Source organism: Bdellovibrio sp. HCB-110, assembly GCF_047323225.1.
Classification (GTDB): Bacteria; Bdellovibrionota; Bdellovibrionia; order Bdellovibrionales; family Bdellovibrionaceae; genus Bdellovibrio.
In genome coordinates this window covers 3,237,846-3,263,986 of sequence record NZ_CP178750.1, presented here as the reverse complement: position 1 = coordinate 3,263,986, position 26,141 = coordinate 3,237,846, and the positions used below count along the sequence as shown (strand labels likewise).

27 protein-coding genes are annotated in these 26,141 nt (G+C 45.1%); 16 read left to right on the top strand and 11 right to left on the bottom strand.

The window, feature by feature from the left end:
- Positions 1-121: 121 nt before the first annotated feature.
- Positions 122-1,090, top strand: a complete 969-nt coding sequence (locus ACL934_RS15540) for an HNH endonuclease (RefSeq protein WP_413612538.1) — start codon at positions 122-124, stop codon at positions 1,088-1,090.
- Between the two features lie 166 nt (positions 1,091-1,256).
- Here the strand turns inward: ACL934_RS15540 and ACL934_RS15535 are convergent, their stop codons facing one another.
- Positions 1,257-2,171 carry a chemotaxis protein CheX gene (locus tag ACL934_RS15535; protein WP_374074961.1) on the bottom strand — a complete coding sequence of 305 codons (915 nt, stop codon included), beginning with the start codon at positions 2,169-2,171 and terminating at the stop codon, positions 1,257-1,259.
- 241 nt (positions 2,172-2,412) lie between these two features.
- Here ACL934_RS15535 and ACL934_RS15530 point away from each other — a divergent pair, with 241 nt between their 5' ends.
- Both ACL934_RS15530 and ACL934_RS15525 read left to right on the top strand, forming a co-directional pair.
- Positions 2,413-3,207, top strand: coding sequence for a GYF domain-containing protein (locus ACL934_RS15530; RefSeq protein ID WP_413612537.1), 795 nt, complete (start codon positions 2,413-2,415; stop codon positions 3,205-3,207).
- 28 nt (positions 3,208-3,235) lie between these two features.
- Complete coding sequence (locus ACL934_RS15525) at positions 3,236-4,216, top strand: hypothetical protein (RefSeq protein ID WP_413612536.1); 981 nt, start codon at positions 3,236-3,238, stop codon at positions 4,214-4,216.
- Here ACL934_RS15525 and ACL934_RS15520 read toward each other — a convergent pair.
- The 3 genes from ACL934_RS15520 to ACL934_RS15510 form a co-directional block, all read right to left on the bottom strand.
- Positions 4,147-5,958: an ABC transporter ATP-binding protein gene (locus ACL934_RS15520; RefSeq protein ID WP_413612535.1), complete on the bottom strand. Its 1,812-nt coding sequence runs from the start codon at positions 5,956-5,958 to the stop codon at positions 4,147-4,149. The genes ACL934_RS15525 and ACL934_RS15520 overlap by 70 nt on opposite strands.
- Positions 5,951-7,621, bottom strand: coding sequence for an ABC transporter ATP-binding protein (locus tag ACL934_RS15515; protein ID WP_413612534.1), 1,671 nt, complete (start codon positions 7,619-7,621; stop codon positions 5,951-5,953). The genes ACL934_RS15520 and ACL934_RS15515 overlap by 8 nt, the downstream gene beginning before the upstream one ends.
- 109 nt (positions 7,622-7,730) lie before the next feature.
- Positions 7,731-7,871 (bottom strand): hypothetical protein, encoded by a 141-nt coding sequence (locus ACL934_RS15510; protein ID WP_374074950.1) that lies wholly within the window; start codon positions 7,869-7,871, stop codon positions 7,731-7,733.
- Between the two features lie 103 nt (positions 7,872-7,974).
- Here ACL934_RS15510 and ACL934_RS15505 point away from each other — a divergent pair, with 103 nt between their 5' ends.
- The 4 genes from ACL934_RS15505 (at position 7,975) to ACL934_RS15490 (ending at position 11,947) form a co-directional block, all read left to right on the top strand.
- Entirely contained in the window at positions 7,975-8,709 is a 735-nt protein-coding gene (locus ACL934_RS15505; RefSeq protein ID WP_374074948.1) for a helix-turn-helix domain-containing protein, read from the top strand.
- A gap of 50 nt (positions 8,710-8,759) precedes the next feature.
- Positions 8,760-9,542, top strand: coding sequence for a hypothetical protein (locus ACL934_RS15500; RefSeq protein WP_413612533.1), 783 nt, complete (start codon positions 8,760-8,762; stop codon positions 9,540-9,542).
- A gap of 57 nt (positions 9,543-9,599) precedes the next feature.
- Positions 9,600-10,379 (top strand): murein L,D-transpeptidase catalytic domain-containing protein, encoded by a 780-nt coding sequence (locus tag ACL934_RS15495; protein WP_413612532.1) that lies wholly within the window; start codon positions 9,600-9,602, stop codon positions 10,377-10,379.
- A 101-nt stretch (positions 10,380-10,480) separates the two neighbouring features.
- A complete protein-coding gene (locus ACL934_RS15490; protein ID WP_374074942.1) occupies positions 10,481-11,947 on the top strand; it encodes a cache domain-containing protein in 1,467 nt (488 codons plus the stop codon).
- On the opposite strand, the gene ACL934_RS15485 is transcribed toward ACL934_RS15490, so the two are convergent.
- The 5 genes from ACL934_RS15485 to ACL934_RS15465 all read right to left on the bottom strand — a co-directional run bounded on the left by ACL934_RS15485 (position 11,944) and on the right by ACL934_RS15465 (position 15,982).
- Positions 11,944-12,717, bottom strand: a complete 774-nt coding sequence (locus ACL934_RS15485) for a putative DNA-binding domain-containing protein (protein ID WP_374074940.1) — start codon at positions 12,715-12,717, stop codon at positions 11,944-11,946. The two genes, ACL934_RS15490 and ACL934_RS15485, sit on opposite strands and share 4 nt — an antisense overlap.
- Positions 12,686-13,540, bottom strand: a complete 855-nt coding sequence (locus tag ACL934_RS15480; RefSeq protein WP_374074938.1) for a DUF692 domain-containing protein — start codon at positions 13,538-13,540, stop codon at positions 12,686-12,688. Before ACL934_RS15480 ends, ACL934_RS15485 begins: the two co-directional genes overlap by 32 nt.
- 2 nt (positions 13,541-13,542) lie before the next feature.
- Entirely contained in the window at positions 13,543-13,836 is a 294-nt protein-coding gene (locus tag ACL934_RS15475) for a hypothetical protein (protein ID WP_374074936.1), read from the bottom strand.
- 38 nt (positions 13,837-13,874) lie between these two features.
- Positions 13,875-14,486: a YceI family protein gene (locus tag ACL934_RS15470; RefSeq protein ID WP_374074935.1), complete on the bottom strand. Its 612-nt coding sequence runs from the start codon at positions 14,484-14,486 to the stop codon at positions 13,875-13,877.
- 77 nt (positions 14,487-14,563) lie between these two features.
- Positions 14,564-15,982, bottom strand: a complete 1,419-nt coding sequence (locus tag ACL934_RS15465; protein ID WP_374074933.1) for a S8 family peptidase — start codon at positions 15,980-15,982, stop codon at positions 14,564-14,566.
- A gap of 317 nt (positions 15,983-16,299) precedes the next feature.
- Here ACL934_RS15465 and ACL934_RS15460 point away from each other — a divergent pair, with 317 nt between their 5' ends.
- The 8 genes from ACL934_RS15460 (at position 16,300) to ACL934_RS15425 (ending at position 23,498) form a co-directional block, all read left to right on the top strand.
- A complete protein-coding gene (locus tag ACL934_RS15460; RefSeq protein WP_295904899.1) occupies positions 16,300-16,794 on the top strand; it encodes an NADH-quinone oxidoreductase subunit B in 495 nt (164 codons plus the stop codon).
- Positions 16,781-18,463 carry an NADH dehydrogenase (quinone) subunit D gene (gene nuoD, locus ACL934_RS15455; protein ID WP_374074930.1) on the top strand — a complete coding sequence of 561 codons (1,683 nt, stop codon included), beginning with the start codon at positions 16,781-16,783 and terminating at the stop codon, positions 18,461-18,463. The genes ACL934_RS15460 and nuoD overlap by 14 nt, the downstream gene beginning before the upstream one ends.
- A 14-nt stretch (positions 18,464-18,477) precedes the next feature.
- Positions 18,478-18,951, top strand: coding sequence for a complex I 24 kDa subunit family protein (locus tag ACL934_RS15450; RefSeq protein WP_374074928.1), 474 nt, complete (start codon positions 18,478-18,480; stop codon positions 18,949-18,951).
- Positions 18,951-20,243: an NADH-quinone oxidoreductase subunit NuoF gene (gene nuoF / locus ACL934_RS15445; RefSeq protein ID WP_374074926.1), complete on the top strand. Its 1,293-nt coding sequence runs from the start codon at positions 18,951-18,953 to the stop codon at positions 20,241-20,243. The genes ACL934_RS15450 and nuoF overlap by 1 nt, the downstream gene beginning before the upstream one ends.
- A complete protein-coding gene (locus ACL934_RS15440) occupies positions 20,224-21,804 on the top strand; it encodes a 2Fe-2S iron-sulfur cluster-binding protein (RefSeq protein ID WP_374074924.1) in 1,581 nt (526 codons plus the stop codon). Before nuoF ends, ACL934_RS15440 begins: the two co-directional genes overlap by 20 nt.
- Complete coding sequence (locus tag ACL934_RS15435; protein ID WP_374074921.1) at positions 21,801-22,325, top strand: NuoI/complex I 23 kDa subunit family protein; 525 nt, start codon at positions 21,801-21,803, stop codon at positions 22,323-22,325. Before ACL934_RS15440 ends, ACL934_RS15435 begins: the two co-directional genes overlap by 4 nt.
- Positions 22,326-22,440: 115 nt before the next feature.
- The gene (locus tag ACL934_RS15430) at positions 22,441-23,001 is read left to right on the top strand and encodes a TMEM175 family protein (protein ID WP_374074919.1); all 561 of its coding nucleotides are present in this window, start codon (positions 22,441-22,443) and stop codon (positions 22,999-23,001) included.
- A gap of 104 nt (positions 23,002-23,105) precedes the next feature.
- Positions 23,106-23,498 carry a hypothetical protein gene (locus ACL934_RS15425; protein WP_374074916.1) on the top strand — a complete coding sequence of 131 codons (393 nt, stop codon included), beginning with the start codon at positions 23,106-23,108 and terminating at the stop codon, positions 23,496-23,498.
- Here the strand turns inward: ACL934_RS15425 and thpR are convergent.
- Positions 23,495-24,109 carry an RNA 2',3'-cyclic phosphodiesterase gene (thpR, locus tag ACL934_RS15420; RefSeq protein WP_374074914.1) on the bottom strand — a complete coding sequence of 205 codons (615 nt, stop codon included), beginning with the start codon at positions 24,107-24,109 and terminating at the stop codon, positions 23,495-23,497. The genes ACL934_RS15425 and thpR overlap by 4 nt on opposite strands.
- Before the next feature lie 58 nt (positions 24,110-24,167).
- Positions 24,168-25,142, bottom strand: coding sequence for a TerC family protein (locus ACL934_RS15415; protein ID WP_374074912.1), 975 nt, complete (start codon positions 25,140-25,142; stop codon positions 24,168-24,170).
- A gap of 95 nt (positions 25,143-25,237) precedes the next feature.
- Between ACL934_RS15415 and ACL934_RS15410 the strand changes: the two genes are divergently transcribed.
- Entirely contained in the window at positions 25,238-26,140 is a 903-nt protein-coding gene (locus tag ACL934_RS15410) for a LysR family transcriptional regulator (RefSeq protein WP_374074910.1), read from the top strand.
- Position 26,141: the final 1 nt, after the last annotated feature.

Below are 26,141 nucleotides of genomic sequence, written 5' to 3'. Positions count from 1 at the left end.
TAATGGACTTCAACCTTCTATTGTCTTTTCTGAAATCCGTAAAATTCGCACTGAGATTTCCATGGTATACCTACTTCCACGGTGGCAGTAAGTGATCTGCTCAGGCTTCAGAGGAGAAAAAATGAATCTCAAAATCTTGAATAAATTTGAACTCGATCAAAGAATCAAATCATTGGTTTCTAAAGAACGCGAACTGCTTCACGAGATTCTCTTAACCATCAAAGAAATAGATCAACGCAAGTTGTATTTGGAATACGGCTTTGCCAACTTATTCTTGTATCTTGTTGAAGGTGTCGGCTACTCCGCAGGTAGTGCTCAGCGTAGAATAGATGCGGCGAGATTGTTGGGAGAAGTTCCTTCCCTGGGAAGCAAGATTCAATCTGGCGAAGTGAAGCTCCATCAAGTTTCTTTAATTCAGAAGGCGGCGCGAGACGTTTATAAGACGACTCATAAGAAAGTTACCGCCGAAGAAAAGCAAGAACTGTTGGAGCAAATCACTGCAAAGAACTTTCAAGAATCACAAAAGGAAGTGGCTTCTTTCTTTGATTTACCTGTGGTCGAAGCGACAACTCAAGTTGTGCAAGCGGATGAAAGTGTTCGTTTGTCTTTGACGATTTCAAAAGAACTGGCTGATAAAATCCAACAAGCTCAAGCTCTTTTATCCCACGCTATTTCCTCAAATGATATTGTGGACTATTTAGAGTATGTTACAGATCGCGTAATCAAGCAGAAGACCTCTGTGAGAGTTAAATTAGATAACAGTCGTAATAATTTTGTTGAGCAAGAAAAAATCGTCGATGAACAGAACGCCAAGATTCGCAGTACAGAACGAAAAAGCACTGCCACCGTGGAAGTAAAACCCTTCACCGCGAAAATTAAAAAAATTCTAGTCAATCAAGATCAATGCTGTCAGTATCGAGATCCGGTAACTGGAAGACGGTGTCGCAATCAATGGTTCTTGCAAACTGATCATAAGCAAAGCCGATGGGCTGATGGAGAGAGTGTTGTTGAGAATGCACAACTTCTTTGCGCTCAACATAACAGACTTAAATACCGCCAAGAGGCAGGAATAAAATATCTTTCACGGTAATAGTTCGATCATCTGAGAGAAGGCATTTAGAAATCAAGTAATATGCGAGTTAGGATTGAATAGTTCGTACCATTCCATTTCAAACTTCTGAGAGTGCTCTCTCAGAAGTCACGTTGGAGGTAGAAAATTTAAGAGTGGCAAGAACCCACACGACAACGGCGTGGGTCTAAGCGGCCTTAGCAATAGGAAGCGCCACCACCGTAAGGTAGAACTTTCCTTTGGCAGTAGAAAACGGAATCATCATTCCCGCAGAACCCGGATCGCAGGGAATGACTTGGCCCGCGCCTAAAACCACGCGAGGAACTGTCATCTGCACTCCGTAAGAAGTGATTTCTGATTTCGCATTTCCGAAGATAATATTATTGATCTCGCCGACGGCGTCTTGATTGTCTTTCGTAAGCTCAGTTTGTTCTTCCATCAACATGGTAGAAACAACCTCTAAAAAGCTGCCCTTATCAAAAGAAATACTTAAATAACCTTGGAAAGACTGACTTTTAATATCGATGACCGAAGAAACTTCTCCCATCATGCATTCTTGAGGAGATTTGGGGCCGGCTTTTTCCATTTTTACGGAAGTGACACCGAACTGTTCAAGTACATTGGTGGTCGCTTTGATAACGGCATTGATCACGCGCACATCCACGGCATATTTAGTAGCGGCCGCAGCGGTGCAAGGATCTTTTGTTTGACCGTGATGTTGAACATTCAAAACACTGATCATCGCCGTGATAAGCTCTTCCGGCGTTACGGGCTTTTTAAAGAACTTAGAACTGCGCAAAGATTCCGGAAGATCCGCTGGATCTTTTTGCGAGATCACGATCACTTCCGCATCTTGGGTGTTTTTATAAGTATGGATACCATAAACGAAACCGCCATCCATCAGGCGTGGCACGTCTGTATCAATAATAACCATATCGAACTTTTGATTTTCCGATTTGATAGCGGCTTCAGCTCCGTCCTTTGCGCGGACCACAATAGGGGACACGCCTGAACTCTCAAGCTGTTTGAGCAAGGGCTCTTTCACCGATTGCTCTAGCGCGCAGTTATTATCAACTATAAGGATGTTTTTTCTTAGTTTCATTTCTTTCTTCTGGATAAAAACCATAAACTAGTATCGGTTTAAGTTAGGTTTTCTTAAGCCCCAGCAATCTATTCGGCTTTCATGAGGAACCCTTTAACTTTATTTCGCTCTTAACTATTTCTTGAAACCGCCTAAAAGTTCGACGAAAACTTGCAACCATTTTTCTTACAAATTGTTTAATTTCCTACAGTTAAGTCGAGTCTTGTTTGCGCCGATAGGTGCTCTAAGGAGTAACGGAACAATGGCAAAACAGTACTATCTTTCTAACAATGGGACTCATATCGGACCGTATACGCATGAGACTGTCCTAAAAAAGATCGAAGCCCAGGAACATCAATGGACTGATTACGTTTATGATGAAAACGTTGGGGAATGGATGATGCTACTTGAGCATCCAGAGTTTGCCTCTAAGCTGGCACAGAAGCCTGCCGTTCGTCCAACATCAACACCCACGGCAAAGGTGGGATTTCCAAACGCCATGAAGGACAAAGAGTGGTTCATCCTAAAAGAAGGAAATAACTACGGTCCATTCTGTCAGTTGGAGCTGATCCAAATGCTCCAAGAAAAAACATTATTTGAATACGACTATATCTGGCATGCCAAACTTCCCGCATGGAAACGTGTTGCCGAAGTCGAAGAGTTTTCATCAGATAAAATTCGTGGGATGAAAGATTCTAAGGACGTCGATGTGGCAGAAATTTTCTTCCGTCGTCGTCATGCGCGTGCTTCTTACGGAGCTTCTTTGATTGTTCATAATAATAAAACAGTTTTCCGTGGCCAAGCCTTGGAAATCAGCGCAGGTGGCGCCGGTGTTTTGATCGACACGCCCAACTTGCAACCTGGACAGTCGCTCTTCTTGCACTTCCAACCCGGTGACGGAGTTCCTCCTTTCAATGCTGTCTGCCAAATCGTGAGCAAGCAGTTTGTGAAAGATACTTCCAGCGCTGTAGATCCGGTGAAATACGGCGTGAAATTTACGACATTGAGTCAATCGGCCCGTGAGTCGATTAAAAACTTCACGACGAAAGCAGCATAAGTTTTTCGTATCCATTGAAAGAGGATTTATGAAAAAGGAATTTTCATTATTGTTGGCGGCCTTGGTTTCTTCGACTCTGATGGCTTGTTCTTCCGGTGTGCAGTTTGATCTTCCCGCAACGTCCGACAACTTTGATCAGAGTGTGACCTACAACAATAAAGTCGACATTTTGTGGATCGTCGACAACTCCTCTTCGATGCTGAAACATCAACAGAATCTTGGGGCTCAACTTCCTGAGCTTGTTAGTAAATTAAATTCCTTAAAAATGGACTATCATATGGCAGTTGTGACAACCAGTATGGGTGGAACGACTCCTGATGGTGGTAAATTTATCGGAAGCCCTAAGTACGTGACCTCATCAACTCCGGATCTGGTGAATAGTTTAAAAAATCGTATGCTTGTCGGCGAAGCGGGGAGCAGTAACGAACGTGGTTTGGAGTCAATGGAGACAGCTTTGTCAGCAAGTTACCTTGCAAATGAAGGCAAAGGTTTTTTCCGTAACGACGCTTTGCTTGTTGTGATTGCACTTTCGAATGAAGACGATAAGAGCGTGGTTTCCAATCCAGTAAGTCACTATGTGAACTTCTTGGATGGTTTAAAGCGTCCATGGGTGGATGGCACAAGGTCATGGGTTTTTAACTTTATCGGTGTGTTGCCTACGAGCAAGAACTGCACAACCTTTAACGATTATTCGGAATCTGGTCTAAGATTTATGGGTATCGCTGAGGAATCTGGCGGTGTACAAGAGTCTATCTGTACTGCTAATTTGTCTTCGGCAGTATCGAGCATTCGCGCCCGCATCTACCAAATTCTAACAGACTTCAAGCTTTCTAAAAAACCAGTGATCGAAAGCATCACAGTCACTATCAATGGCCAAGCCATTCCGCGCAGTAACGTGAATGGCTGGGACTATATTGCAGCGACGAATGCCGTTCGCTTCTACGGTTCTGCCGTGCCCGCAGCAGATGCATCCATCAAAGTGGATTTCAAACCTGCTGAAGCCAATTGATAATAAAGTCCCTGGGCTTTCATGAGTTCTGCGTGAGAGCCAATCTCGGCGATTTCGCCATGATCCAAGACGACAATACGATCACATTGCTCAATCGTGGAAAGACGGTGAGCAATGATAATGCTGGTACGGCCTTTCGTGATCTCTTTGGTTGCTTCCTGAATGATGTGCTCGCTCTCGGAATCAATGTTGGCAGTGGCTTCATCCAGAATCAAAATGTCGGGGTTAAAAGCCAGAATACGCGCAAAGGCGATCAACTGTCTTTCGCCCACAGAAAGATTTGATCCGCGCTCTTCAACTTTGCTGAAAAGATCACGACCTGTGCGCCTTAAAAGATCCATATAGCCCGTTTTTTCACAAGCCCTCAGGATTTGATCTTCGCTAATGCGGGAATCACCTAAACCGATATTGTCGCGAATAGTTCCACGGAAAATAAAATTGTCCTGTTGAACGACACCCACATGGTGACGGATCTCTGTGCGTGGAATGCGCTCGATAGCAAGGCCGTCAACAAAGACAGTCTTTTCCGGAGCATCATAGAATCGTTGAAGCAAAGAAATAAACGTCGACTTGCCGCTGCCTGTGCGTCCCACTAAGGCGATGGATTCACCGGCTTTGATTTGCAGGGAAATATTTTTAAGTACGAATGGCAAATTGCTTTCATACTGGAAATTCAAATTACGAATTTCGATATCACCTTTAATCACATCCGGCGTTTGCAGGTTTTCCAGTTCAAACTCTTTGGGTTCATCCATTAAAGTGAAAATACGCTCAGCACTCGTCAACGAGTTTTGGAACTGCTGGTATTTTTCTAGAATCTCACGAAGAGGAGGGATGAAGTCTTGAATGTTCATCAAGAACGCCACCAAAGAACCAATGGCGATGGAATTTTGCGCACTCAAAAGTCCACCGAAATAAAGAGCCGCCGTGATCGTTGTCGCATTGAACAGATTCATAATCGGCTGCATAAGAGCATAAGCCCGGATCGAGCGCATATTGGTGTCGCGATAGTCCGTGGAAAGCGCGCCAAACTTGTCGCGGTTGCGAGTCACACGATTGTAAAGTTGGACAACCTTAATGCCGTTTAAATTTTCGGCTAAGAAGGCATTAATAAGAGACAGCTTTTTCTTTTGCTCTCTTAAGATGTCACGGATGCGATTGCTCAGATAAAAGGAAGCCCCAATAAAAAACGGCGCTAAAATCAGAGACACTAAGGTGAGTTTCCAAGAAATCAAAGCCAAGGCGACGACGACAGAAACAATAATCACCATATGCGTGAATACTGAGATCACGCCGTCGGTGAAAAGTTCACCTAAAGACATCACGTCATTCGTCAATCGCGTCACAATGCGACCTGTGGGAGTTTTATTGAAAAACTGCAAAGGCAATCTTTGCACGTGACCCATCAAGTCTTCGCGTAAGTGGAAGAGCATGCGATTGCCAAAGAGTTGGAACAAGTAAACATTGGCAAAAGAAAAACAAGAGCGGAAAATTTCCAGTACCAAATAAGCATAAGCCACTTGCGTGAACACGCTGTAGTCTTTGCCCTTAACACCATGATCAATGGCATAGCCGATCAAAGCCGGGATCAAGCGGGCAACAAGGGCTCCGCCAGCTACGGCGAAGATTGCAGAAAAAAGCAAAAGCTTTTCTTTGCGGGCGTAGGGCCAAAGACGCTTAAAAAGTCCAGGGTAGGTGATCTTGGTTTTCACCAAGTCTTCATGCATGAAATTCTCACTCATGGTGATCTCCTTTCCCTTGGATTTGCACAATTTTTTGGAAAGTGGGGCTGACTTTCAAAACGTCTTCGTAGGAGCCATGAGCTTCCACTTGGCCATCTTTCAGAATTAACAATTTATCCACAGCTTTCAGTGATGAAAGGCGGTGAGCCACGATGATACGGCTCATCGTTGAGCGACTCTTTGAGAGTTCTTCCTCAATGGCTTTTTCAGTGCGTGTATCGACGGCGCTGAGTGAGTCATCCAAAACCAGAACAGGAGTTTTCATGATAAGGCCACGAGCAATGGTCAGACGTTGTTTCTGTCCGCCGGATAGATTCACGCCTCTTTCGCCCAATTGGGATTCGTATTTATGAGGAAGAGTGTCGATCTCTTTACTGAGGTCCACGATCTCCGTCATGCGTAAGATTTCTTCTTCCGCCGCACGTTCTGGCAATCCAAAGCTGACGTTTTCAGAAATACTTTCGCTAAATAAGAAGGCTTCTTGAGGAACAAGAAGGAAGGTCTTTCTTAAAGACTCTTGAGTGATCTTATCAATGGAAATCCCATTGATAAGAATTTGTCCCTCTTCAAGAGGATACATGCGCGAGAGCAAATGAAGCAGTGTTGTTTTACCTGCGCCCACGGGACCCATGATCCCTAAGCTTTCTCCAGCTTTAAGGGAAAAGGAAACATTCTTAAGAACGTAATGAGTGCCGCCCTTGTGTTTATAAGAGACGTTTTTGAACTCAAGACTTTCGAACTTTTCAAGTTCATAGGTTCCTTCATCTGGAATGTCGGTCTCTGTTTTTAAAACATCTTTGATACGATCAAACGAAGCATAACCTTTTTGGAAATAAGAAAATCCCATTCCCAAGGCCGTCATCGGCCACACCATTTTTTGGATATAACGATGAAAGGCAACAAAGGTACCGATAGTCACGGCGCCGGAGTAAATATCATCTTTCGCGATAAAAAGAAGGATCACGCTTCCCGAGGTGACACCAAACTCCATGACAGGGACGAAGAAAGCATCAATACGCGCGACTTTATTGCAGGCTTTTTCAAAAGCAGAACTCACGCCGTTAAAAAGAGTCGTGCGATTGTCCTCTTGGGCAAAACTCTTAATCACACGAATGCCACCCACGGTTTCTTGAGCGACACCTGTCAATTCTGAGAAACGATCTTGCTGAGTTTTATAGTTTGAGTGAATAAGGCGCATCACCTTCCAAATAAGGAAAGGAACGATGGGTAAAAACACCAAAGTTTTCCAAGTCCAGTCCCAGCTCATCGAAGCCATGATGGGAAGAACAACGGCAATGATGATCACACCATCGGCAAGAATCAAAAGGCCAGGGCCAATCGCTTGGCGGAAAGATTGGACGTCATTGGTTAAAAGACTCATTAATTCCCCCACCTGATTTTTGTGGAAGAAGTTGGGTCCCAGAGAAGTCACATGACGGAATAATTTCTGGCGAATGTGTTCAGCCGCATAAGTGTGAAAACGGCCGAAGTTGGTGCGCCATCCGTAACGGCTGATCGCCAGGCCCGACATGATCGCGAAAAAGATCAGGCAGGTTTTACCGATATCGTTTAAAGGAACTTGCGATTCGATCTGATCAATGGCGGTTTTCATGATCAGAGGATAAATGCCATCAAGGGCATTAGTGATGAACAAAAAAAGCATCCCCAAGCTGAAGGCTCGGGGATTATTTTTTATATAAAACCACAAGGGACGATTAAAGAGGACTGAAGATTCAGTAGTCGTGGGGCTTTGCATGCTTTAGGGACTGTAGTTAATCCTTATAAAGCCTGCAAGTGTTTTGGAAAGAGCTAGGATATTGCTCTTGGCGTCGTTCATAGGCTCTTTGTTCCCAGCCATAAAAGAACGGCCTTTGGTGGATAAATCTATCTAAAATGTACTTGAGAATGCTCATAGAACCTCCCGCGTTCTCCCAACTAGGATCGGCTGCTTGGTCCTATAATTCAATACCCTTGCTTTAAGTACTACCATGTAATACCATGGTTTTGGGGGCTGATATGTCACAAATTGACCAATTCTTGAATTCCTTAAAGAGATCTTTAAAAGCGAAGAACGTTCTATATCGAGACTTGGCGAAAGCACTGAACTTGAGTGAGTCTAGCGTTAAAAGAATTCTTTCGAATAAAAGTTTAAGCCTTGAGCGCCTAGAAGAAATTTGTCGAGTCGCGGATATCAGTTTTTCTGAAGTGGTCAAGTCAGCGAATCTGGAAGAGGCCTCTCAGGTGGTCACGCTCACGGACGAACAGGAAAAAGCCCTCGCAGAAAATGCGCGCCTTCTGCATTACTTCATGATGTTGCAAGAGGGAAAAAGCGCACAGAAGATCGAGCGCGAGTATCAGATCAACAGTTCTGAATCTAAAAAATATCTTTTCCAATTGGATCGTCTGAATTTGATCGAACTTCATCCCCGCGATAAAGTGAAATTGAAACGGCACGGTTTTCTGCGCTTCCGTCGTGATGGGCCGGTTGGTAAAGCTCTTTTTGAACAGACGAAATCAAGTTACCTCAACTATGATTTCCGTCCCGAGGACTACATCCGTTTTTCATTTTTAAAACTCAGCCCTCCGACTTTGGCAAAGTACAAAACGAAGTTAGAGCGCATGATGCTAGAGATGCAGGAAGAAGCGCGTTTTGAAGGAGAGCATAATGTGCCGGTCATGGATATGGGAGTTCTTTTCTCTTACCGTCCATGGCAGTATTCGTATATGGGCGCCATCAAAAAGAAAGACTGATGGCACCTGCTTTGCTCTCTTAAAAAACACAGTCCTTAGAGGGAGTAGAAATGACCTGGAACCTGGTAAAATCCGTATTTTGTCAGGGTGACTTAAGCTTAGACAGTCGCCGGCGCGTTCTACGTTCAGGACTTCTCTTGGTCATTTTTCTATTTCTCCCTGTGATTGGACAAGCCGCTCTGAAAGATGTGCGTTCTTGTCTGTCCCTGCATCTGCGCGAAGCCATGACGATCAACAAACAAAGATCCCCAGTTTACGAAAGACTTTCTCTGGGACAGAGTCTCGCGGTCTCTAAAAAACTTATCAGCGCAGAACGCCGAGTTTTATTTATTGCGCCCTTAGTGGATGCCTGGGCAGCTCCCTATCAAAAAGCGGGAGTGCCGATTCTGTGTCAGGATTTGATTGATATGTCTCACACGCCGGCTTTTAAAGCGGTGAATCCTGACGGAAAAGATTCTTTGAATAACTTCCATCCGGCGAATGTCGCAGAAATTTCTGAGCGTTTAACAGAGTTCTATAAAGCAAAAGACTATGATGGAATGGCTCATTATGCTGATGCGCAGGTTCGCGAGCTTGAAAGAGTTCCGCGCTACAACTGCATGGTGCGACATGTGTTGGAGTCCATTCGTCGATCAGCAGCCCTTGCGCCAATACATGACCGCAAAGCCCGCGCGAAAATGAAGATTTCATCTTTGCTTTTGTCGAGGGCTCTTTTGAAATCGCACATAGATGTTCTTGCTGAATCCTCAGAAATTGATGCCCTTGCGGCTCCTTTGCAAGCCGAAGCTTTGCCAATCATCTGTCAGGATGTGCCGCACATTCCTTGGCCTTGATCGACCCTTTCGTAAACTTAATTTGCTGATATATTCACTTCCATCGAGAGTGGGAGCATGGATTCATTAGTACGCATCTTTCCATTAATTTTATTTTTGTCGGTGAATCTGTTCGTGACTTCTGCAGGGGCGGATTCTCTTTTCAATCGCCGCCTGGGAAACGGGCGCTTTCTTTTTGATGTGCTTTTAGAACAGGGAGTTCCACGAGAACCTTTGGATTTAATTTTTCGTATGTTTGACTACAATGAAGGACGTGTGCCCAATGTTGTTCATACGGTGTTAGTGGACTACTCTCGTCCCTCGACTGAAAAAAGACTTTACCTGATCAATCTTACGACTGGTGGGATTGAAAAATTCTATGTGGCCCATGGCATACGCTCCGGCGTTGTAGAAACCCGCAGTTTTTCCAATCTTTTAGATTCGTGGAAAAGCTCCTTGGGATTTTATTTTGCCAAAGGCACATATATGAGTGAGAAAAATGGCATCTCTCTGTATCTTGATGGTATTGACCGTTCTAACAGCAACGCCAAGAATCGCACGATAGTTTTACATGGAGCCAAATACGTGAGCGATGAGTTCATTCTAAAAAATGGCCGATTAGGATGGAGTGAGGGGTGTTTTGCAGTGGGTTTGGAGCACGTGAACTACCTCATTAGCGTTTTGCAAAACGGCAGCATTCTTCTTTCCTATCATAAAGACCTGATCGGATTTTCTCGCCGTTATCCATCCGAGCAGGCTATGGTGGGAAACGAGATCGTTCCTCCTGGAGTTAATACCAGTCGGACTCCGGGTGAGGGTGGGGGGCTCGACTTCTTGCCAAGTATCGTTTCATTCTGAGACGAAATTCCAAATCAAATTCGCAAACACTAGAGACTGCTTCAGGTTCTTAACTATCTTCCGATGTACTCCCATGAAATTCTACCAGGGGAGTACTGTGTATGTGGAATAAAATCTGGAAGTCGCGAAGCTACCGTTACAAAATCTTGGCTTTGCTTGTGGGAGCCATCATTCCTTTGTGGGCGATTGTCTTGTTCTATATTTTGCCGTTGGTGCGCACTAATTTATACGAAGATCGTAAGACATCCATTCGCAACACTGTGGATATCGCGGGGAAAGTACTGGAACACTATTATCATTTGTATGAGTCTAAAGTTCTTACCGAAGACGAAGCAAAGAAACAGGCTTTGGTGGCTGTTTCCAAACTTCGTTATAACGGCAATGAATATTTTTGGATCAACGATCTTCATCCAACAATGATGATGCATCCGATTAAGCCAGAGCTTGATGGAAAAGATCTTTCTGACATGAAAGACCCAGAAGGTTTGCGCTTGTTTGTGGAGTTTGTGCGTGTGGGACAAACAGCCGAGGCCGAAGGTTTCGTAAGATATTTGTGGCCGAAGCCGGGCTCTCCAAGTCCCGAACCCAAAATCAGTTTCGTGAGACAGTTTAAACAATGGAAGTGGATCGTTGGTAGTGGTGTCTACGTCGATGACGTTGAGAAAGCCATTGCAGAATTCCGCAATAAAGTTCTGATCAGTTTTTCTCTCGCATTCGTTTTGGCTTTCGGTTTGTTCTATGTTTTTGCAGGAAAGCTTATGAACTTCTTGGCGAAAACAGTGAACGACACCAACGACGCCAGCCAACAGGTTTTAGAGGCTTCGAACATGCTTTCGAGTGCGGGACAAAATGTCGCGCAAGGAGCGGTTGAATCTGCAGCCCGCATTGAAGAAACTTTGAATGCGGTGAAGGATCTCAATGAAATAGTGAAATCAAATCAGGAAAGAGCCCGCGCCGCCGCGGAGTTGGCAAAAAGTTCCGAGTCGGGAGCCTCTCAAGGGGCTGGTGAGGTAAAAAAATTAATTGAGTCGATCACAGTGATGTCAAAGATTTCTGGAGAGATCACAGCTGCGATGGACATCATTGACGACATTGCCTTTCAAACGAACTTGCTGGCTTTGAATGCGGCGGTCGAAGCAGCTCGTGCCGGAGAGCAGGGTAAGGGCTTTGCCGTGGTTGCGGAAGCCGTTCGCGGCCTGGCGCTGAAATCAGCACAAGCGGCAAAAGAAGTAAAAACTGTGATCACAAGCAGTGTCACGCAAACCAAAGTGTCATTAGATCTTGCAGAGAAGAGCGACAAAGTTCTTGATGGCATTGTCACATCTGTACAAAAAGTGAATGTGCTCAATCAAGAAATTGCGGAAACATCATCCCACCAGTCGGAAGGCATCCGCTCTATTCACGATGCCATGGGATCTTTGGGGCAACAAACTCAAGCCTTTTCAGCGGCGGCAGAAGAAACGGCAGCGACTTCCGAAGAAATGTCAGCACAAGCCAACACTCTTCAGCACATGGTTCACAATATGGCTTCTGAAGTGATTGGTAAATCTGCAAAGAAGGCGTCCTAGGTTTCTAAAACCAGGACGTCTTCAATAATTCCAGCCTTCATAATTGTTTGAAAAAGTTGCGTGATTTTTTCCGGCGTTAAGAGATGGGAAAAATCCGCCAAAGCCGCAGAAACGGAACTGCCGTCTTTGAGCTCCATCAATACCTGCGCTTCGATATGATCTATACGGTGTACATAGATTTTTTTCTGCTTCTTATAAATGAGAAGACTCTCTGGTTGTTTCCAGTTGTTATCAGCACTCGGTGATGTAGCCTCATTGCGCTGACGCCAAATATCGTAGATCGCATAAGGACTTTGAAAGACGTCCATACCTTCAATGAAATGCACCTTAAAATCCTCAGAGTGAATCAAAGCTTGAATCTGCTCAATGGGCAAAGGATCTGGTGTCGGCGTGTGGTACATGTTTTTAAATGTCCATTCAAAGCGAGCCAGATCATACAAAAATGGAATGTCAGTTCCTGACTGGGACACCTTGAGATATTCCGGAAAATTATGCCCATAATCCGACAAATTGTAAGAGACGGAAGGTTGTGAAGCGATGTACTTCCGACTGGTTTCGCGGAAAAGCTCATCCCCTAAAACCCAGACAGCCGCTTCAAATGTTTCACCAAGGGCTTCGGTGAGTCGGGTGATATATCCGCGATGGTACACTTGCAAAGCTTGATCTAAAGACAGTTTGCCTGCGGGTTTTAATTCGGACTCTGCCTTCGCGTCAGAGCGAGAGTTTAAAAGATTTTTTTTAAACAGGCTCAATGCTTCGTTCAGATTCATGAGAACTCTCCAGGATAAATACGGCCTTCATAACTTCAGCTTCAAGGTCTTGAAAATCAGGAATGTCTTCATCGCGCTCAATGAGGATCGGAAGATGACGGATTTTTGGTGCCATCAATTTAAATAATTCCCACACGGGCTCGGGAATGTCTGTCGAGTGAGTATCAAATAAGAAATCGCCATAGTCCGTGGGGCCTGCCATATGCACTTGTGCCACACGCTCCAGTGGAATGTGGTTTAAGAAATATTTTGGATCAAACCCGTGATTGTAAGAGTTCACATAGACATTGTTGATGTCTAAGAGCAACCCGCAACCGGAGCGATGGCTCACTTCGCTGACGAAGTCCCATTCATTCATTTCATTGTTGCGGTAGCTGATGTAAGTCGAAACGTTTTCTAAAATCAAAGGTCGGCGCAAAAAGCTTTGCACAAAATCAATATTATTTACGAGTGTCGCGATACTGTCTTCGGTGAAGGGGAGGGGCAGAAGATCGTGCAGGTTCATATCCGAGGACCCCGTCCAGCAGAGATGATCGGAAACAATAAATGGTTCCACGCGATCAATAAGATCACGCAGTTTTTGCAGGTAATCTAAACGAATGCCTTCGGGGCTTCCGATGTTCATAGAAACGCCATGCAAAGCCACCGGATAATCCTGACGGATCATCTGCAACATTTCCATGGGGCGACCGCGCGTGTTCATGTAGTTTTCGGAGATCGCTTCAAACCAAGCGACTTCTGTCGAAGGCCTTTGTTCCAAATACGGATAATGAGGAGGGCGAAGGCCCAACCCCACTTTGTGAGTGAAAGAGGACGGATGCATTTTTATCCCTTCGAAGCTTTGTCTTCTTTGAATTTGCCTTTTTGTTTTGCGCACTCTTCTTTGGTGGATTTTACCCAACCTTTTCCTTTGCAAGAATTTTTGCCGGCGCAGGAGTGGCCTTTGCCGCCGCAATCTCCTTTGCCTTTGCATGAATTGATGCCGTGACATTCGCCTTCAGCGGTCATGGCCCCTGTGGGGGGAGCGGATTCTTGAGCGTGGGCTCGGAGGCTCGTCGTCAATGCTCCGGCGGCGATCAATCCTGAAATTGCTGCCATTGTTGCAGTCTTTCTCGTCATAACAATCTCCTTCAAAGGAATGCGAAGAACCGGTAAAGTTATTTTTTCTTTGCTGGAACAGACGGCGCGGAAGCCATTTTTGCTTCGCCTTCGATCTTAATTTTGATCTCATCGCCGACGAGCCAGCCGCCTTTATCCAAGGCTTTGTTCCAAGTCATTCCAAACTCCCGGCGATCCACTTTTGTTTCGGCTTCAAAGCTGACCATGCGATTTCCCCAGGGATCATTGACGGCGCCGTTATATTCAACTTCCAGAACAACAGGCTTTGTGACTCCGCGGATAGTGAGGTCGCCCAGGACTTTGTCGGGCTTGCCGTTATCATATTCCACTTTTGTACTTTTAAACTTCATGTCGGGATATTTGGTAACGTCGAAAAAGTTTTTACTGCGCAAGTCTTTGTCGCGATCTTTTTCATTGGTGTTGATGGAGTCGGTCTTGATGTTGACGACGACATTGTCCAGTTTCATACTTTGTTCGTCGAAATCAAAACTGCCGTCGAATCTGTCAAAACGCCCGTTCACTTTGGAGACCACCAAGTGGGGAGCTTGAAAGCTGACATTCGTGTGAGCTTTATCGAGTTCGTATTTAGCTGCAAGAGCGGAAGAAGAAAAAACGGCCGTCGCCAAAAAAGAAAAAAGTAGAACGCGCATTTTAAATCCTTTCGATTCAGGTGCACGTTCTACTTTTTTAGAGGAACTTAACTTTTACAAATTAAGTTGCTGAAAGCTTAATAGTTTATCAAAGCTTTTGCATCAAGCTTGCCGCCTGACACAGATTTGTTTGCCAAAGAGTTGATCTTTTTCGCAGAGCCGATGATAGCCGCTTTTACTTCCTGCCAAGATTTCTCTGGGTGAGCAGACCAGTAAAGAGCTGCCGCACCAGCAACGTGAGGAGCCGCCATAGACGTTCCATCCCAAGTCGCTTTGAAACCAAATTTATCGATCACAGTGTCTGTGTAACCTTGACCAACAACAGTCGAGAAAACTTTCACGCCTGGTGCGCCGATGTCCACAGTTCTTGCTCCCCAGTTCGAGAATGAACCCAATCTGTCGTTCACATCAAGAGCGGCAACAGAGATGATGATGTCGTGATCGTAAGAGGCAGGGTAAGCTGGAAGCTTGTCTGTATCATTGTCATAACCCACACCTTTGTGGCCGTTACCAGCTGCTGCGATGAAAAGAACGCCTTTGTCTTGGGCGTATTGAATAGCATCACGCAAAGCCTGGTTCTCTGGAGCGCCGGGCTCTTCACCTTCAGAACCCCAAGAGTTGTTCATGATCTTAGCGCCATTATCAACAGCGTATTTGATCGCCTTGATCGCATCAGCCGTTGTTCCGCCACCCGTCATGCCGATAAAACGCAATGACATGATTTTTACATTCGGTGCAACACCCGCAATACCTTTACCGTTGTCACCGCGAGCAGCGACGTTCCCTGCGCAGTGAGTTCCGTGACCTGGGTTTCCACCTTTGAACAATCCATCCAAAGTATCTACCGCCAAGTCATAAGGTTTATTGTCGTTACCAACAAAGTCCCAACCGATTTCGTCATCAACATAACCATTGTTGTCGTCGTCGATACCGTTGTTAGGAATTTCTTTAGAGTTTCTCCAAAGATTTGGAAGAAGATCTTCGTGGGTGTAGTCAACACCTGTGTCGATCACGGCTACAACCATGTCAGGGTTGCCTTTTGAAACTTTCCAAGCATCAGCCACGCCGATGTCGAGCATGCCCCATTGTTGACCGAACAAAGGATCTGCTCCTGTTGTTGGTTGCGGAGCGTTAGGAATAGCTGGGTTGTCAGCACGAGCTGCCGTGCGAAGCTGAGGATTTCTTGCAAGCATTTTTGCAAGAGCAGCTCTGCGAAGAGGATCTTCGATTTTATAATCTTCTAACAAAGAGATCTTATAGTTTGGTTGAACGAACTCAACCGCTGGATTTTTCTCAAGACTGTGCAAGCTCATCGCGCGGGGAGCTTGAACACGAACCCAAGAATCATTGAGTTTTTCAACTTTTGCACCCTGGAGTTGGAACTCCACAAAACCCGGTGCTAGTTTAATGAGCAAATCTTGCTTTTTTGGATTGGCATTTGCTCCCAAACTCAAAGCCACAATGGCAGAACTCACGTACAGAGCCATCTTTTTCATTTGTTATCCCTTCTCGAGGCCCCTCTGAAATCCGATGTTATGCAACACTGGACCTCTCCTCGAATGATATTTAGTGGAAATTAAAGTTTAGAAGTGAGTCGACTAGAGAATCAATTTCATTTGCCCTGTTACGGAATGGCGCGTTGTAGAATTTGGGGGAGCGTCCTATAATACATATCTAGTTGTCAGGACTACGGAAAATCAGTAATTACTTAATGATAGCTAAATGAAATTGCAGAGGTGTTTTTATGCACAAAGATCAAGTGCAGGGTTCTGTGTCTCATCAAGGAGCCAGTGGAACTCAAGCCATAGATGATATGTCACGAGATGTTGCGTTCACATCAAGGCTCGATGCTTTGGTGGCGTGGGGACGAAAAAATTCTTTGTGGCCAATGCCTTACGGTACTGCTTGTTGCGGTATTGAATTCATGTCGGTGATGGGACCGAAGTATGACCTTGCACGTTTCGGTGCAGAGGTGGCGCGCTTCTCTCCACGTCAAGCGGACTTGCTTGTTGTTGCTGGTACAATCACAGAGAAAATGGCTCCGGTCATCACTCGTATTTACCAACAAATGTTAGAACCAAAATACGTCATCTCCATGGGCGCATGTGCAAGCTCTGGTGGTTTCTATCGCGCTTATCACGTTCTTCAAGGCGTTGATAAGGTGATCCCTGTTGACGTTTACATTCCTGGTTGCCCTCCAACACCTGAAGCGGTGATGGATGGAATCATGGCTTTGCAACGTATGATTGCAACTCATCAACCTCGCCCTTGGAAAGACAACTGGAAGAGCCCTTATGAACAAGCTTGAGAATTTAAAACAAAACCTCACGGGTAAATTCAATATCGGGAACTACAAATTCACGCACGCTGTGGGTGATGACGTTCTTGAAGTTCCTAAAGAAGACGTTCCTGCGTTGCTGAAACATTTCCGTGAAAGCGGACAGTTTGATTTCTTGATGGACGTGTGCGGAGTGGATTATCCAAACCGCGAAAAACGTTTCGACGTTGTTTATCACCTTTTCTCTTCAAAAGACGCTTCACGTTTGCGCATGAAAGCTCAAGTGGGTGAAAACGAGTCCATCGGAACAGCGATCCCGGCTTACCGTGGTGCCGACTGGTTTGAGCGCGAAGCCTACGACATGTTCGGTATGAAATTCGAAGGTCACATGAATCTTCGTCGTATCTTGACTCACCATCAATTCGTGGGTCATCCGCTTCGTAAAGACTACGATGCGAACTACCAACAACCGTGCACAAACTCTTTGCCAATTCACTTCAACAACGAGCCGGGCTCTCCTGGTGATGTTTTGAATGACAAGTATGTTCCATTGAACATCGGTCCTGCCCATACAGCGATGCACGGAACTCTTCGTGTGATGGCAGAGATGGACGGCGAAACGATCGTTCGTTGTAACAATGAAATCGGATATCTTCACCGTTGCTTTGAAAAAATGGCGGAGACTCATCCGTACAATCAAGTGATTCCATACACAGACCGTTTGAACTACTGCTCAGCTCCAATGAACAACATTGGTTACTGTAAAGCGGTGGAGCGTTTGTTGGGTGTTGAAATCCCACCAAAAGCGCAAGCGATGCGCGTGATCTTGGCGGAACTGTCTCGTATCATCGACCACACGATTGCCATCGGTACTGGCGCGATGGACTTGGGAGCTTTGACTTCTTTCTTCTATATGTTCGGTCTTCGTGAACAAGTTTACGGTTTGTTCGAAAAACTTTGCGGAGCTCGTTTGACTGTATCCATGACTCGCGTCGGTGGTATGGCTCAAGATGCGCCTGAAGGTTGGTTCGACGAAGTTCTGGCTCTTTGCAAAGAAATCCGCAAAGGCACGGACGAAATGGCGAGCATGGTTGTTGATAATAAAATCTTCATCCAACGTACTCGCGGCATCTGCCCAGTTTCTGCTGCGGATGCGATTCAATGGGGTTACACAGGTCCGATGCTTCGTGCAACAGGCGTGAACTTGGATTTGCGTAAGGCGCAACCATACTATGGTTACGACTCTTTGGATTTCGATATCCCAGTGGGTACATCTGGCGACATCTATGATCGTTACTTGGTTCGTTTCGAAGAAATGCGCCAGTCTGTTCGTATTATTGAGCAAGTTGCGAAAAACGTTCCTGGTGGCGACTACACAATTCGCGACAAGGGCATCGTTCTTCCAGAGAAAAAAGACGTTTACGGAAACATCGAAGGTTTGATGAATCACTTCATGTTGATCATCAAAGGTCTTCGTCCTCCAGTAGGCGAAGTTTACGACGCGACAGAAGTGGCTAACGGAGAGTTGGGCTTCTATCTAGTGTCTGACGGCTCTGCGAATCCATACCGTTTGAAAGTTCGTCCACCATGCTTCGCGATTTACCAGTCATTCCCGACTGTCGTAAAAGGCGCGATGCTTGCGGATGCGATTGCAACAGTCGCTTCGATGAATTTGATCGCTGGCGAGCTAGATAGATAATTGGAGTAGCAACAATGTTTAAACTTTCAGATCAAGGCTTGGCCGAAGTAAAAAAAGAACTCAATCGCTACGAAGCGAAAGATTCTGCGATTATTCCAAGCTTGTATATTGCGCAAAAAGAAAATAACGGCTTCATCACGCCAGATATTATCCGTCACTTGTCGCAAGTGATGGATATTCCTGAAGCGCGTATCAATGAAGTTTTCAAGTTCTATACAATGTTCAACCAAAAACCTGTGGGTAAATACCACGTGCAAGTGTGCACGAATATTTCCTGCGCGTTGGAAGGTGGACGTGAGATGGCGAAACACATCTGCCATGAGTTGGGCGTAAAGTTCGACGAAGTGACTTCAGATGGTCGTTTCACAGTTTCTAAAGTAGAGTGCCTTGGTTCATGCGGAACAGCTCCGATGATGCAAGTGAACGACAACTACCACGAGAAACTCACTCCTGAGACAGCGATGAATCTTCTAAGAGGTATGAAATAATGGCTGAAGTAAAAGTACTTACAGAATTCTATCATCTGCCAGAGTATCAAACTCTTGCAGGCTACAAAGCTAAAGGCGGTTATGAAACTTTGCCGAAAGCTTTGAAAATGCAACCTCAAGCAATCATCGACGAAGTGAAGGCTTCGGGTCTTCGCGGTCGTGGTGGTGCAGGATTCCCGACGGGCATGAAATGGGGCTTCCTTCCGAAAAACGGAGAACCTCGTTATCTATTGTGTAACGCCGATGAAGGGGAACCTGGAACATTTAAAGACCGTATGATGATGGAGCGTGCTCCTCATCAATTGATCGAAGGTATGATTATTTCTGCTTTCGCGATCGGTTCTAATAAAGGTTACATCTACGTTCGTGGTGAATACGTTTACCCGATCGAATGTCTTTATAAAGCTATTAAAGAAGCGTATGCAGCGGGTCTTCTTGGTAAAAACATCTTGGGTTCTGGTTTCGACTTTGACCTTGATGTGTACCGCGGGGCCGGCGCATACATCTGCGGCGAAGAAACAGGCATGATCTCTTCTTTGGAAGGTTTAAAAGGCCAACCAAAATTGAAACCGCCATTCCCGGCAGTTCAAGGTTACTTGCGCAAGCCAACGATCGTGAACAACGTAGAAACTTTGGCGGCAGTGACTTACATCATTAAAGATGGAGCCGCGACTTACCGCAAACACGGCACCGAGAAATCTGCGGGAACAAAATTGTTCTCTGTTTCTGGTAACGTGATGAAGCCAGGCAACTACGAAGTTCCACTCGGTTATCCGTTGATGGATTTGATCATGAAAGAGTGCGGAGGTATGAAGCCAGGTCGTCGTTTGAAAGCGATCATCCCTGGTGGATCTTCAGCTCCGATCTTGACGGCAGAAGAAGTGGCGAAAGCCAATCTTGATTACGAATCACTTGCAGGACTTGGCACAATGTTGGGTTCTGGTGCAGTGATCGTGATGGATGATTCTCAATGTATGGTTGATATGTTGGGAGTTTTGACTCACTTCTACGCTCACGAATCTTGCGGTCAATGTACTCCTTGCCGTGAAGGTACGGGATGGCTTGATAAGATTCTTCACTCGATCTTGGAAGGTCGTGGTCGTTTGCAAGACATCGATCTTTTGATCAAAGTTGCTGACAACATGAAAGGTAAAACAATCTGTGCTCTTTCAGATGCGGCAGCTCTTCCAGTATTGAGTTTTGTAACTAAATTTAGAGATGAATTTGAATTCTACGTTCGTGAAGGACGCTCGAAAGTAAAAGGAACGACATATGCCGAAATGCACCATTAATGGCAAAGAAGTCGAAGTAAAAGAAGGCACGTCGATCATCAAAGCGATGGTCGATTCTGGCGAGCGTATTGCTCACTATTGCTGGCATGATGGTTTGAGCGTTGCCGGTGTTTGTCGTCTTTGCATGGTGGAGATCGAAGGAAATCCACGTGTACAAATCGCATGTAACACCATGATCACTGAAGGTATGAAGATCAACAACACATCCGAAAAAGTTCGCGATGCTGTGAAGTGGGGTTTGGACTTCCACTTGATCAACCATCCTTTGGATTGCCCTATCTGTGACCAAGCTGGTGAGTGCGGTTTGCAAGATCAGTACATGGAATACGGCAAGTACGATCCTGAAATGGCTGAGCACAAACAAAAGAAACACAAGGTTGTGGACTTGGGCCCGACAGTGGTTTTGGATTCTGAAAGATGCATCCTTTGCTCTCGCTGTGTTCGTTTCACTGAAGAAGTTTCTAAGACAAATGAATTGGGTCTTTTCAACCGTGGTGACCGCACTGAAATCGGCACTCACGATGGAATGCCTTTGGATAATAAATATTCATTGAACACGGTAGACATCTGCCCAGTAGGTGCATTGACGTCTAAAGACTTCCGTTTCCGTCAACGCGTTTGGTATCTAAAAGATGCTGAAACTGTATGTAACGGCTGCTCCGCAGGTTGCAATGTCAAAGTTTACTACAACAAGGAAGGTTTCTTCCGCGTGAAACCGGTTTACAACGAAAAAGTAAACGGTCACTGGATGTGCGATGAAGGTCGTGACATCTATAAGTTCGTAAACAAAGAAAGCCGCTTGTTGAAAGCTCAAGTGCGCAATGCTTCTGGTTGGACAGAAATGGCCGCTGGGGCTGCTGCGAAGAACGCTGCGGAAGTTTTGAAAAACTCTTCTGGCGATTCAACAGCTTTGGTTTTGACGGCGCAATACACTGTTGAAGAATTCGATGCGATTGTTTCTACATTCGTAAATGAATTCAAAACTAAAAAAGTTTATTTCTGGATCAACAACAAAGAAACTTTCGACAGCTTCGACGGGATCCTCCTTCGCGGAGACAAAAACCCGAACACGAAAGGTCTTTTGAAAGTTCTTGAGAAACACGGAATCACAGCGACTTGGACTGAATTGTCTCAAGGTCTTGCAAATGGTTCTATCAAAACTATCGTTGTTGCGGGCCCGGAAAACCAAGCGGTATTCCCTGATTTTGCAGAGCGCGTGAAAGAGCTTTCAAAAGCTCAGAACTTGATCTGGTTGCAAGCAGGTAAAAACGACGCTTTGATGGCTTTGACTGGCAACGTATGGTTGATCCCAACAAAAACTTTCGTAGAGAAAGACGGGACATTCGTGAACCAAGCTGGCATTGAACAGAAGTTCAAAAAAGTAACGACGATTATTTCTGAAGCGTTGACGCTGACAGAAGCGGCTTTGTTGCTTGCTGGTAAAAACTTGGCGATCCCAACAACAGCTCAGCCTTTCTTGCCGACAAATCAACGTGCAGACCAAGTTGAGTTGGAAGCTCGTAAGAAGAATGAATTTGTATTCAGAAGAGGTAGCCTATGAGCGTAATGCAAAACAACTCTGAAAAGGCGAAGTGGTATTTACCAGGGGTCATTGGTGGTCTGAGCATCACTATGAAGCACTTGCTGAAAAACCTCTTTAACCAAAAGAAGATGATGACTTTGAATTACCCAGAGGAAAAGTATGAATACTCTCCTCGTTTCAAAGGTAACCACGTTCTGACAGTAAAAAAAGACGGTTCTCTTCGTTGCACGGCTTGTATGTTGTGTGCGACGAACTGTCCTGCAGAATGTATCAAAATCACAGCGGCAGAGCATAACGATCCACACGTAGAAAAATACCCAATCAGCTACGAGATCGACATCCTTCGCTGCGTATTCTGCGGTTTCTGTGAAGAAGCTTGTCCCGTAGATGCAGTTCGTTTGGGCCCTGAATGGCAAACACCAGCAGTGAACGGCGCAAACTTCATCTACGACATCAACTACTTGGCTTACCGTCCAAACCTAAAAGGCGGAATCCAAACACACGTCGACGACGAAGAAAGAAACAAAGCCGGCATCTAAAAGGTGCCAGCCGATTTTTTACGTCTACAGTGCATCAAGGGGAGCTTATCAAAGCTCCCTTTTTTATTGCTCCTACTTCGAGTCTCTTACAGAATTTTATTAAGGAGTCCTGCGAATGACTAAAGGAAGATTAGAAGCATTTAGTGACGGCGTTCTTGCGATTGTGATCACAATCATGGTGTTGGAGCTCAAAGTTCCTCATGAGGGTTCTCTTGAAGCTCTTCGTCCACTGGTTCCGGTTTTTTGCAGTTATATTTTGAGTTTCATTTACGTCGGTATTTATTGGAACAATCATCACAATATGTTTCACTCGGTTCAGCACGTGAGTGGAAAAGTGTTGTGGGCCAATTTGCATTTACTCTTCTGGTTATCGCTTATTCCTGTCGTCACCGCTTGGATAGGAGAGCACTCCCAAGAACCTTGGCCAGTGGCTTTGTACGGTGTGGTTTTGTTCTTTGCGGGAGTTGCTTATTACATTTTGACTCGCGCTTTACTCAGCACAGGGAAAAATACTGAATTTGCTAAAGCACTCGGAACAGACTTCAAAGGAAAAATCTCCGTCGTCATTTACGCTGTCGCAATAGCCCTATCATTCTGGATGCACTGGCTTTCTTACGCCCTCTACATCGCCGTCGCCATCCTATGGCTGGTCCCCGACAAACGCTTCGAACGCTAAAAAGGTTGCCTGCTTCTTTTTTGGGTCTACAGTGCGTCAAGAAAGCTTTTAGTTTGCTCGCGTGAAAGTCCTCTTCCAGACTTTAGTTATAGGAGGACTTTTTTATGAAGAAACTCATCGTTTTGATTTCTTTGCTTTTGGCTCCAGTGGTGTCTTTGGCAGCAGGTGAAGTGAACACGTTCGCACTTCAAACGCAGGCGCAAGATCAATACTACAACTACAGCTTCGGAACTGTTTTTGTTCACACTCGCGCATGGGCGGATTTTACTCTGACTGCGAATGGACCGGATGCAACGTTGGTTCGTCGTATCGTGATCCGCGGATTTGCTTATGATGCTGATTCAAATTGCCCTGAAGTTTTGATGCCAGGTCGTACGTGCACAACGCGTGTTTATTACTGGCCAACATCGCAAGGTCCTCACTGGGGTGAGCTGACTTTCGTGCTTAACGACAGCAATATCTACATCCGTCTTTTCGGCAATACATTCCAACGCTAGTAAAAGAGAGTCGGGGAAGGCTCTTCCAGAGTCTTCTCCTCGCCCGTCAGTGGGCAGCGTAAAACCGGCGTATAGACCGGAAACGCACCCTGCAATTTTGATTCATACAAAACAATTTCATGCACATGAATCTTGCCGAAACTTTTTCGTTTAAAGGGCGAGATCATATCTTTCACGCTGCGTGGATTGCGCAGGCGACCGATCGTCAGGTGCGGAGCAAAGGTTCTTTCATCGGGCTTTAGTAAGATTTGTTTTTCCAACAAAGCCTGATCCAAAATTTCTTTGAACTCTGCCAAGTATCTTTTTTTCTGAACTCCGAGCCACAACACGCGGGCATCGTGTTCATTGGAGAAAGCTCCCATATCTTCGATCTTAAGATCAAACGGAGCAAACTGAGTGCAGACTTCTTTGAGAGTTTCAGCGATTAAGGGGATTTCTTCGGCAGGTCGATCACCTAAAAAACTCACGGTGATATGGAAGTTATCCAGAGGTACCCACTTCACCGATATTTCACGGCGATCTGCATTGATCTTCAATTTTTTGAAGGTGGGAAGGAAGGTCTCGGCCAAAGGATCCGTGGCATTGAGAGCGAAGAAGAGTCTTTTAGTCATAAAAAAGCCCCCTATAGAAATATTGTCTCTATAAAGGGGGCTCTTGTCATGACCTAATTTAAGCTTTCTTAGGTTTTATCATCAACGAAGCGGCAATGGAGCCTCCGATAAACAAGGCAATGATCGCCAAAGACACGCCAATTGGAAAGTGGCCATCGAAGAGCTTGTTCAACCAGACCATTTTTAGACCTACGAAAATAAGGACCGCAGCCAGACCGTATTTAAGAAGATAGAACTTATCAACAACTCCCGCGAGTAAGAAATACAAAGAACGAAGTCCTAAGATCGCAAAGATGTTGGAAGTAAAGACGAGAAGCGGTTCATCCGTAATGGCGAAGATCGCAGGAACCGAGTCGACTGCAAAAATGATATCTGTGAATTCCAAAAACACAAGCGCAACTAAAAGAGGTGTTGCCATTCGTATGCCGTTTTCTTTAATAAAGAAATGATCTTCATGCATGCGATCGGCAACACGAATGTGTCGCTTCATGAATTTGATAATCCAGTTTTGTGAAGGGTCGACTTCTTTGTCGGGTTGGAACATCATCTTTACACCCGTGATAATCAAAAAGGCGCCGAAGATAATCACGACCGCTTGGTATTGCATAAGAATAGATCCCAGCGCGATAAAGATCGCACGGAAGATCAAAGCCCCGATGATGCCGTAGAATAAAACACGATGCTGGTATTTCGCCGGCACACCGAAAAATCCGAAGACGACGACGAAGACAAAGATGTTATCTATGGAAAGGGATTTTTCGATCACATATCCCGTTAAGAATTGGAGTGAGACCTCTTTCGCTAGAGCAGGATCGGGAAATTTATGGAGTGTATAATAATAGAGTCCAGCGTTAAATAACAAGGCCAAGCTGACCCATACGGCGGACCAAATAGTGGCTTCTTTAAAACCAACGGTATGCGAGTGTTTATGAAAAACCCCCAGATCTAGGGCAAGCATGGCAATTACAAAGGCAATGAAACCTAAATAGAACCACCAATATTCGGCAAAAGGGAATAGCAGCGTCTGTGTCACGAAGAAACCTCCAGACCCAGAGTATAAGCCCTTTCCCTATTTTTAAAAAATCGATAATCTTTAACAAGTTATTTGTTTTTAACGAAGAGGTCTTTATGCCGGTCAAAGTAGAAAATCAAATGCAGTGGCTCAATTATCATCACCTGCATTATTTTTATACCATAGCCAAAGAAGGCAGTATCGCCAAAGCTGCGGAAAAATTGAAAATCGGTCAGCCGACATTGAGCACGCAATTGAAACAATTGGAAGAGTCATTAGGCAAAAATCTTTTTGAGCGTCGCAAGCAAAGACTTTATTTGAGCGAAGCCGGGAAAGTTGCGTTTGAATATGCGGACCAGGTTTTTCAACTAGGTTCCGAGATGGTGGAAGTGCTGCAAGATCGTTTGCAAAACAATCGTGTGCACGTGCAGATCGGAGCTTTGGACAGTGTTCCTAAACACATCATTTTAGAAGTCATTCTTCAGGCCTACCAACAAGGAAATTGCAATGTCTCGGTTCTAGAGGGAGCGGGAGGAGATTTATTAAGAGAGCTCGTAGCCCATCAAATAGATTTGTTACTTTCAAACTATCCGCCCAATGTCGATTTTAAAAAGGTCTATGCAAGGTCTATCGCAAAGCTCAACGTTGTTGTCTGTGCTTCCCCGAAGTTTAAACACCTGCGTAAGAACTTTCCTCATTCATTGGAAGGGCAGCCTTTTATCTTTCCCACGGTGCACAGTAAATTGCGCAGAGATTTAGATCATTTCTTCTTGGTCAATGGCATTCGCGTTGACCATATTGCCGAAACCCAAGATACAAGCTTGCAAAAACTTTTAGGGCAAGAGGGGGTTGGGTTGATTCCTATCGCTGAAGTGGCGGCTTCGGATTTAATTAAAGAGAAAAAATTAATTATCTTGGGAAATCTAAAAGGCGTTTACGAAGAGATTTGGTTGATGGCGGCGGATCGTAAGATTGATAATCCTATTGCCGCAAAACTAATGAAGGGCTTTTCATTATAAG

Coding starts and splice junctions, on each gene's coding strand:
- nuoD (WP_374074930.1), top strand. CDS start 16,781: ATGAACAAGCTTGAGAATTTAAAACAAAACCTCACGGGTAAATTCAAT.
- ACL934_RS15520 (WP_413612535.1), bottom strand. CDS start 5,958: ATGAGTGAGAATTTCATGCATGAAGACTTGGTGAAAACCAAGATCACC.
- ACL934_RS15515 (WP_413612534.1), bottom strand. CDS start 7,621: ATGCTTTTTTTGTTCATCACTAATGCCCTTGATGGCATTTATCCTCTG.
- nuoF (WP_374074926.1), top strand. CDS start 18,951: ATGGCTGAAGTAAAAGTACTTACAGAATTCTATCATCTGCCAGAGTAT.
- ACL934_RS15525 (WP_413612536.1), top strand. CDS start 3,236: ATGAAAAAGGAATTTTCATTATTGTTGGCGGCCTTGGTTTCTTCGACT.
- ACL934_RS15500 (WP_413612533.1), top strand. CDS start 8,760: ATGACCTGGAACCTGGTAAAATCCGTATTTTGTCAGGGTGACTTAAGC.
- thpR (WP_374074914.1), bottom strand. CDS start 24,109: ATGACTAAAAGACTCTTCTTCGCTCTCAATGCCACGGATCCTTTGGCC.
- ACL934_RS15435 (WP_374074921.1), top strand. CDS start 21,801: ATGAGCGTAATGCAAAACAACTCTGAAAAGGCGAAGTGGTATTTACCA.
- ACL934_RS15485 (WP_374074940.1), bottom strand. CDS start 12,717: ATGAATCTGAACGAAGCATTGAGCCTGTTTAAAAAAAATCTTTTAAAC.
- ACL934_RS15465 (WP_374074933.1), bottom strand. CDS start 15,982: ATGAAAAAGATGGCTCTGTACGTGAGTTCTGCCATTGTGGCTTTGAGT.
- ACL934_RS15430 (WP_374074919.1), top strand. CDS start 22,441: ATGACTAAAGGAAGATTAGAAGCATTTAGTGACGGCGTTCTTGCGATT.
- ACL934_RS15460 (WP_295904899.1), top strand. CDS start 16,300: ATGTCACGAGATGTTGCGTTCACATCAAGGCTCGATGCTTTGGTGGCG.
- ACL934_RS15470 (WP_374074935.1), bottom strand. CDS start 14,486: ATGCGCGTTCTACTTTTTTCTTTTTTGGCGACGGCCGTTTTTTCTTCT.
- ACL934_RS15480 (WP_374074938.1), bottom strand. CDS start 13,540: ATGCATCCGTCCTCTTTCACTCACAAAGTGGGGTTGGGCCTTCGCCCT.
- ACL934_RS15450 (WP_374074928.1), top strand. CDS start 18,478: ATGTTTAAACTTTCAGATCAAGGCTTGGCCGAAGTAAAAAAAGAACTC.
- ACL934_RS15440 (WP_374074924.1), top strand. CDS start 20,224: ATGCCGAAATGCACCATTAATGGCAAAGAAGTCGAAGTAAAAGAAGGC.
- ACL934_RS15410 (WP_374074910.1), top strand. CDS start 25,238: ATGCCGGTCAAAGTAGAAAATCAAATGCAGTGGCTCAATTATCATCAC.
- ACL934_RS15475 (WP_374074936.1), bottom strand. CDS start 13,836: ATGACGAGAAAGACTGCAACAATGGCAGCAATTTCAGGATTGATCGCC.
- ACL934_RS15490 (WP_374074942.1), top strand. CDS start 10,481: ATGTGGAATAAAATCTGGAAGTCGCGAAGCTACCGTTACAAAATCTTG.
- ACL934_RS15540 (WP_413612538.1), top strand. CDS start 122: ATGAATCTCAAAATCTTGAATAAATTTGAACTCGATCAAAGAATCAAA.
- ACL934_RS15530 (WP_413612537.1), top strand. CDS start 2,413: ATGGCAAAACAGTACTATCTTTCTAACAATGGGACTCATATCGGACCG.
- ACL934_RS15425 (WP_374074916.1), top strand. CDS start 23,106: ATGAAGAAACTCATCGTTTTGATTTCTTTGCTTTTGGCTCCAGTGGTG.
- ACL934_RS15510 (WP_374074950.1), bottom strand. CDS start 7,871: ATGAGCATTCTCAAGTACATTTTAGATAGATTTATCCACCAAAGGCCG.
- ACL934_RS15505 (WP_374074948.1), top strand. CDS start 7,975: ATGTCACAAATTGACCAATTCTTGAATTCCTTAAAGAGATCTTTAAAA.
- ACL934_RS15535 (WP_374074961.1), bottom strand. CDS start 2,171: ATGAAACTAAGAAAAAACATCCTTATAGTTGATAATAACTGCGCGCTA.
- ACL934_RS15495 (WP_413612532.1), top strand. CDS start 9,600: ATGGATTCATTAGTACGCATCTTTCCATTAATTTTATTTTTGTCGGTG.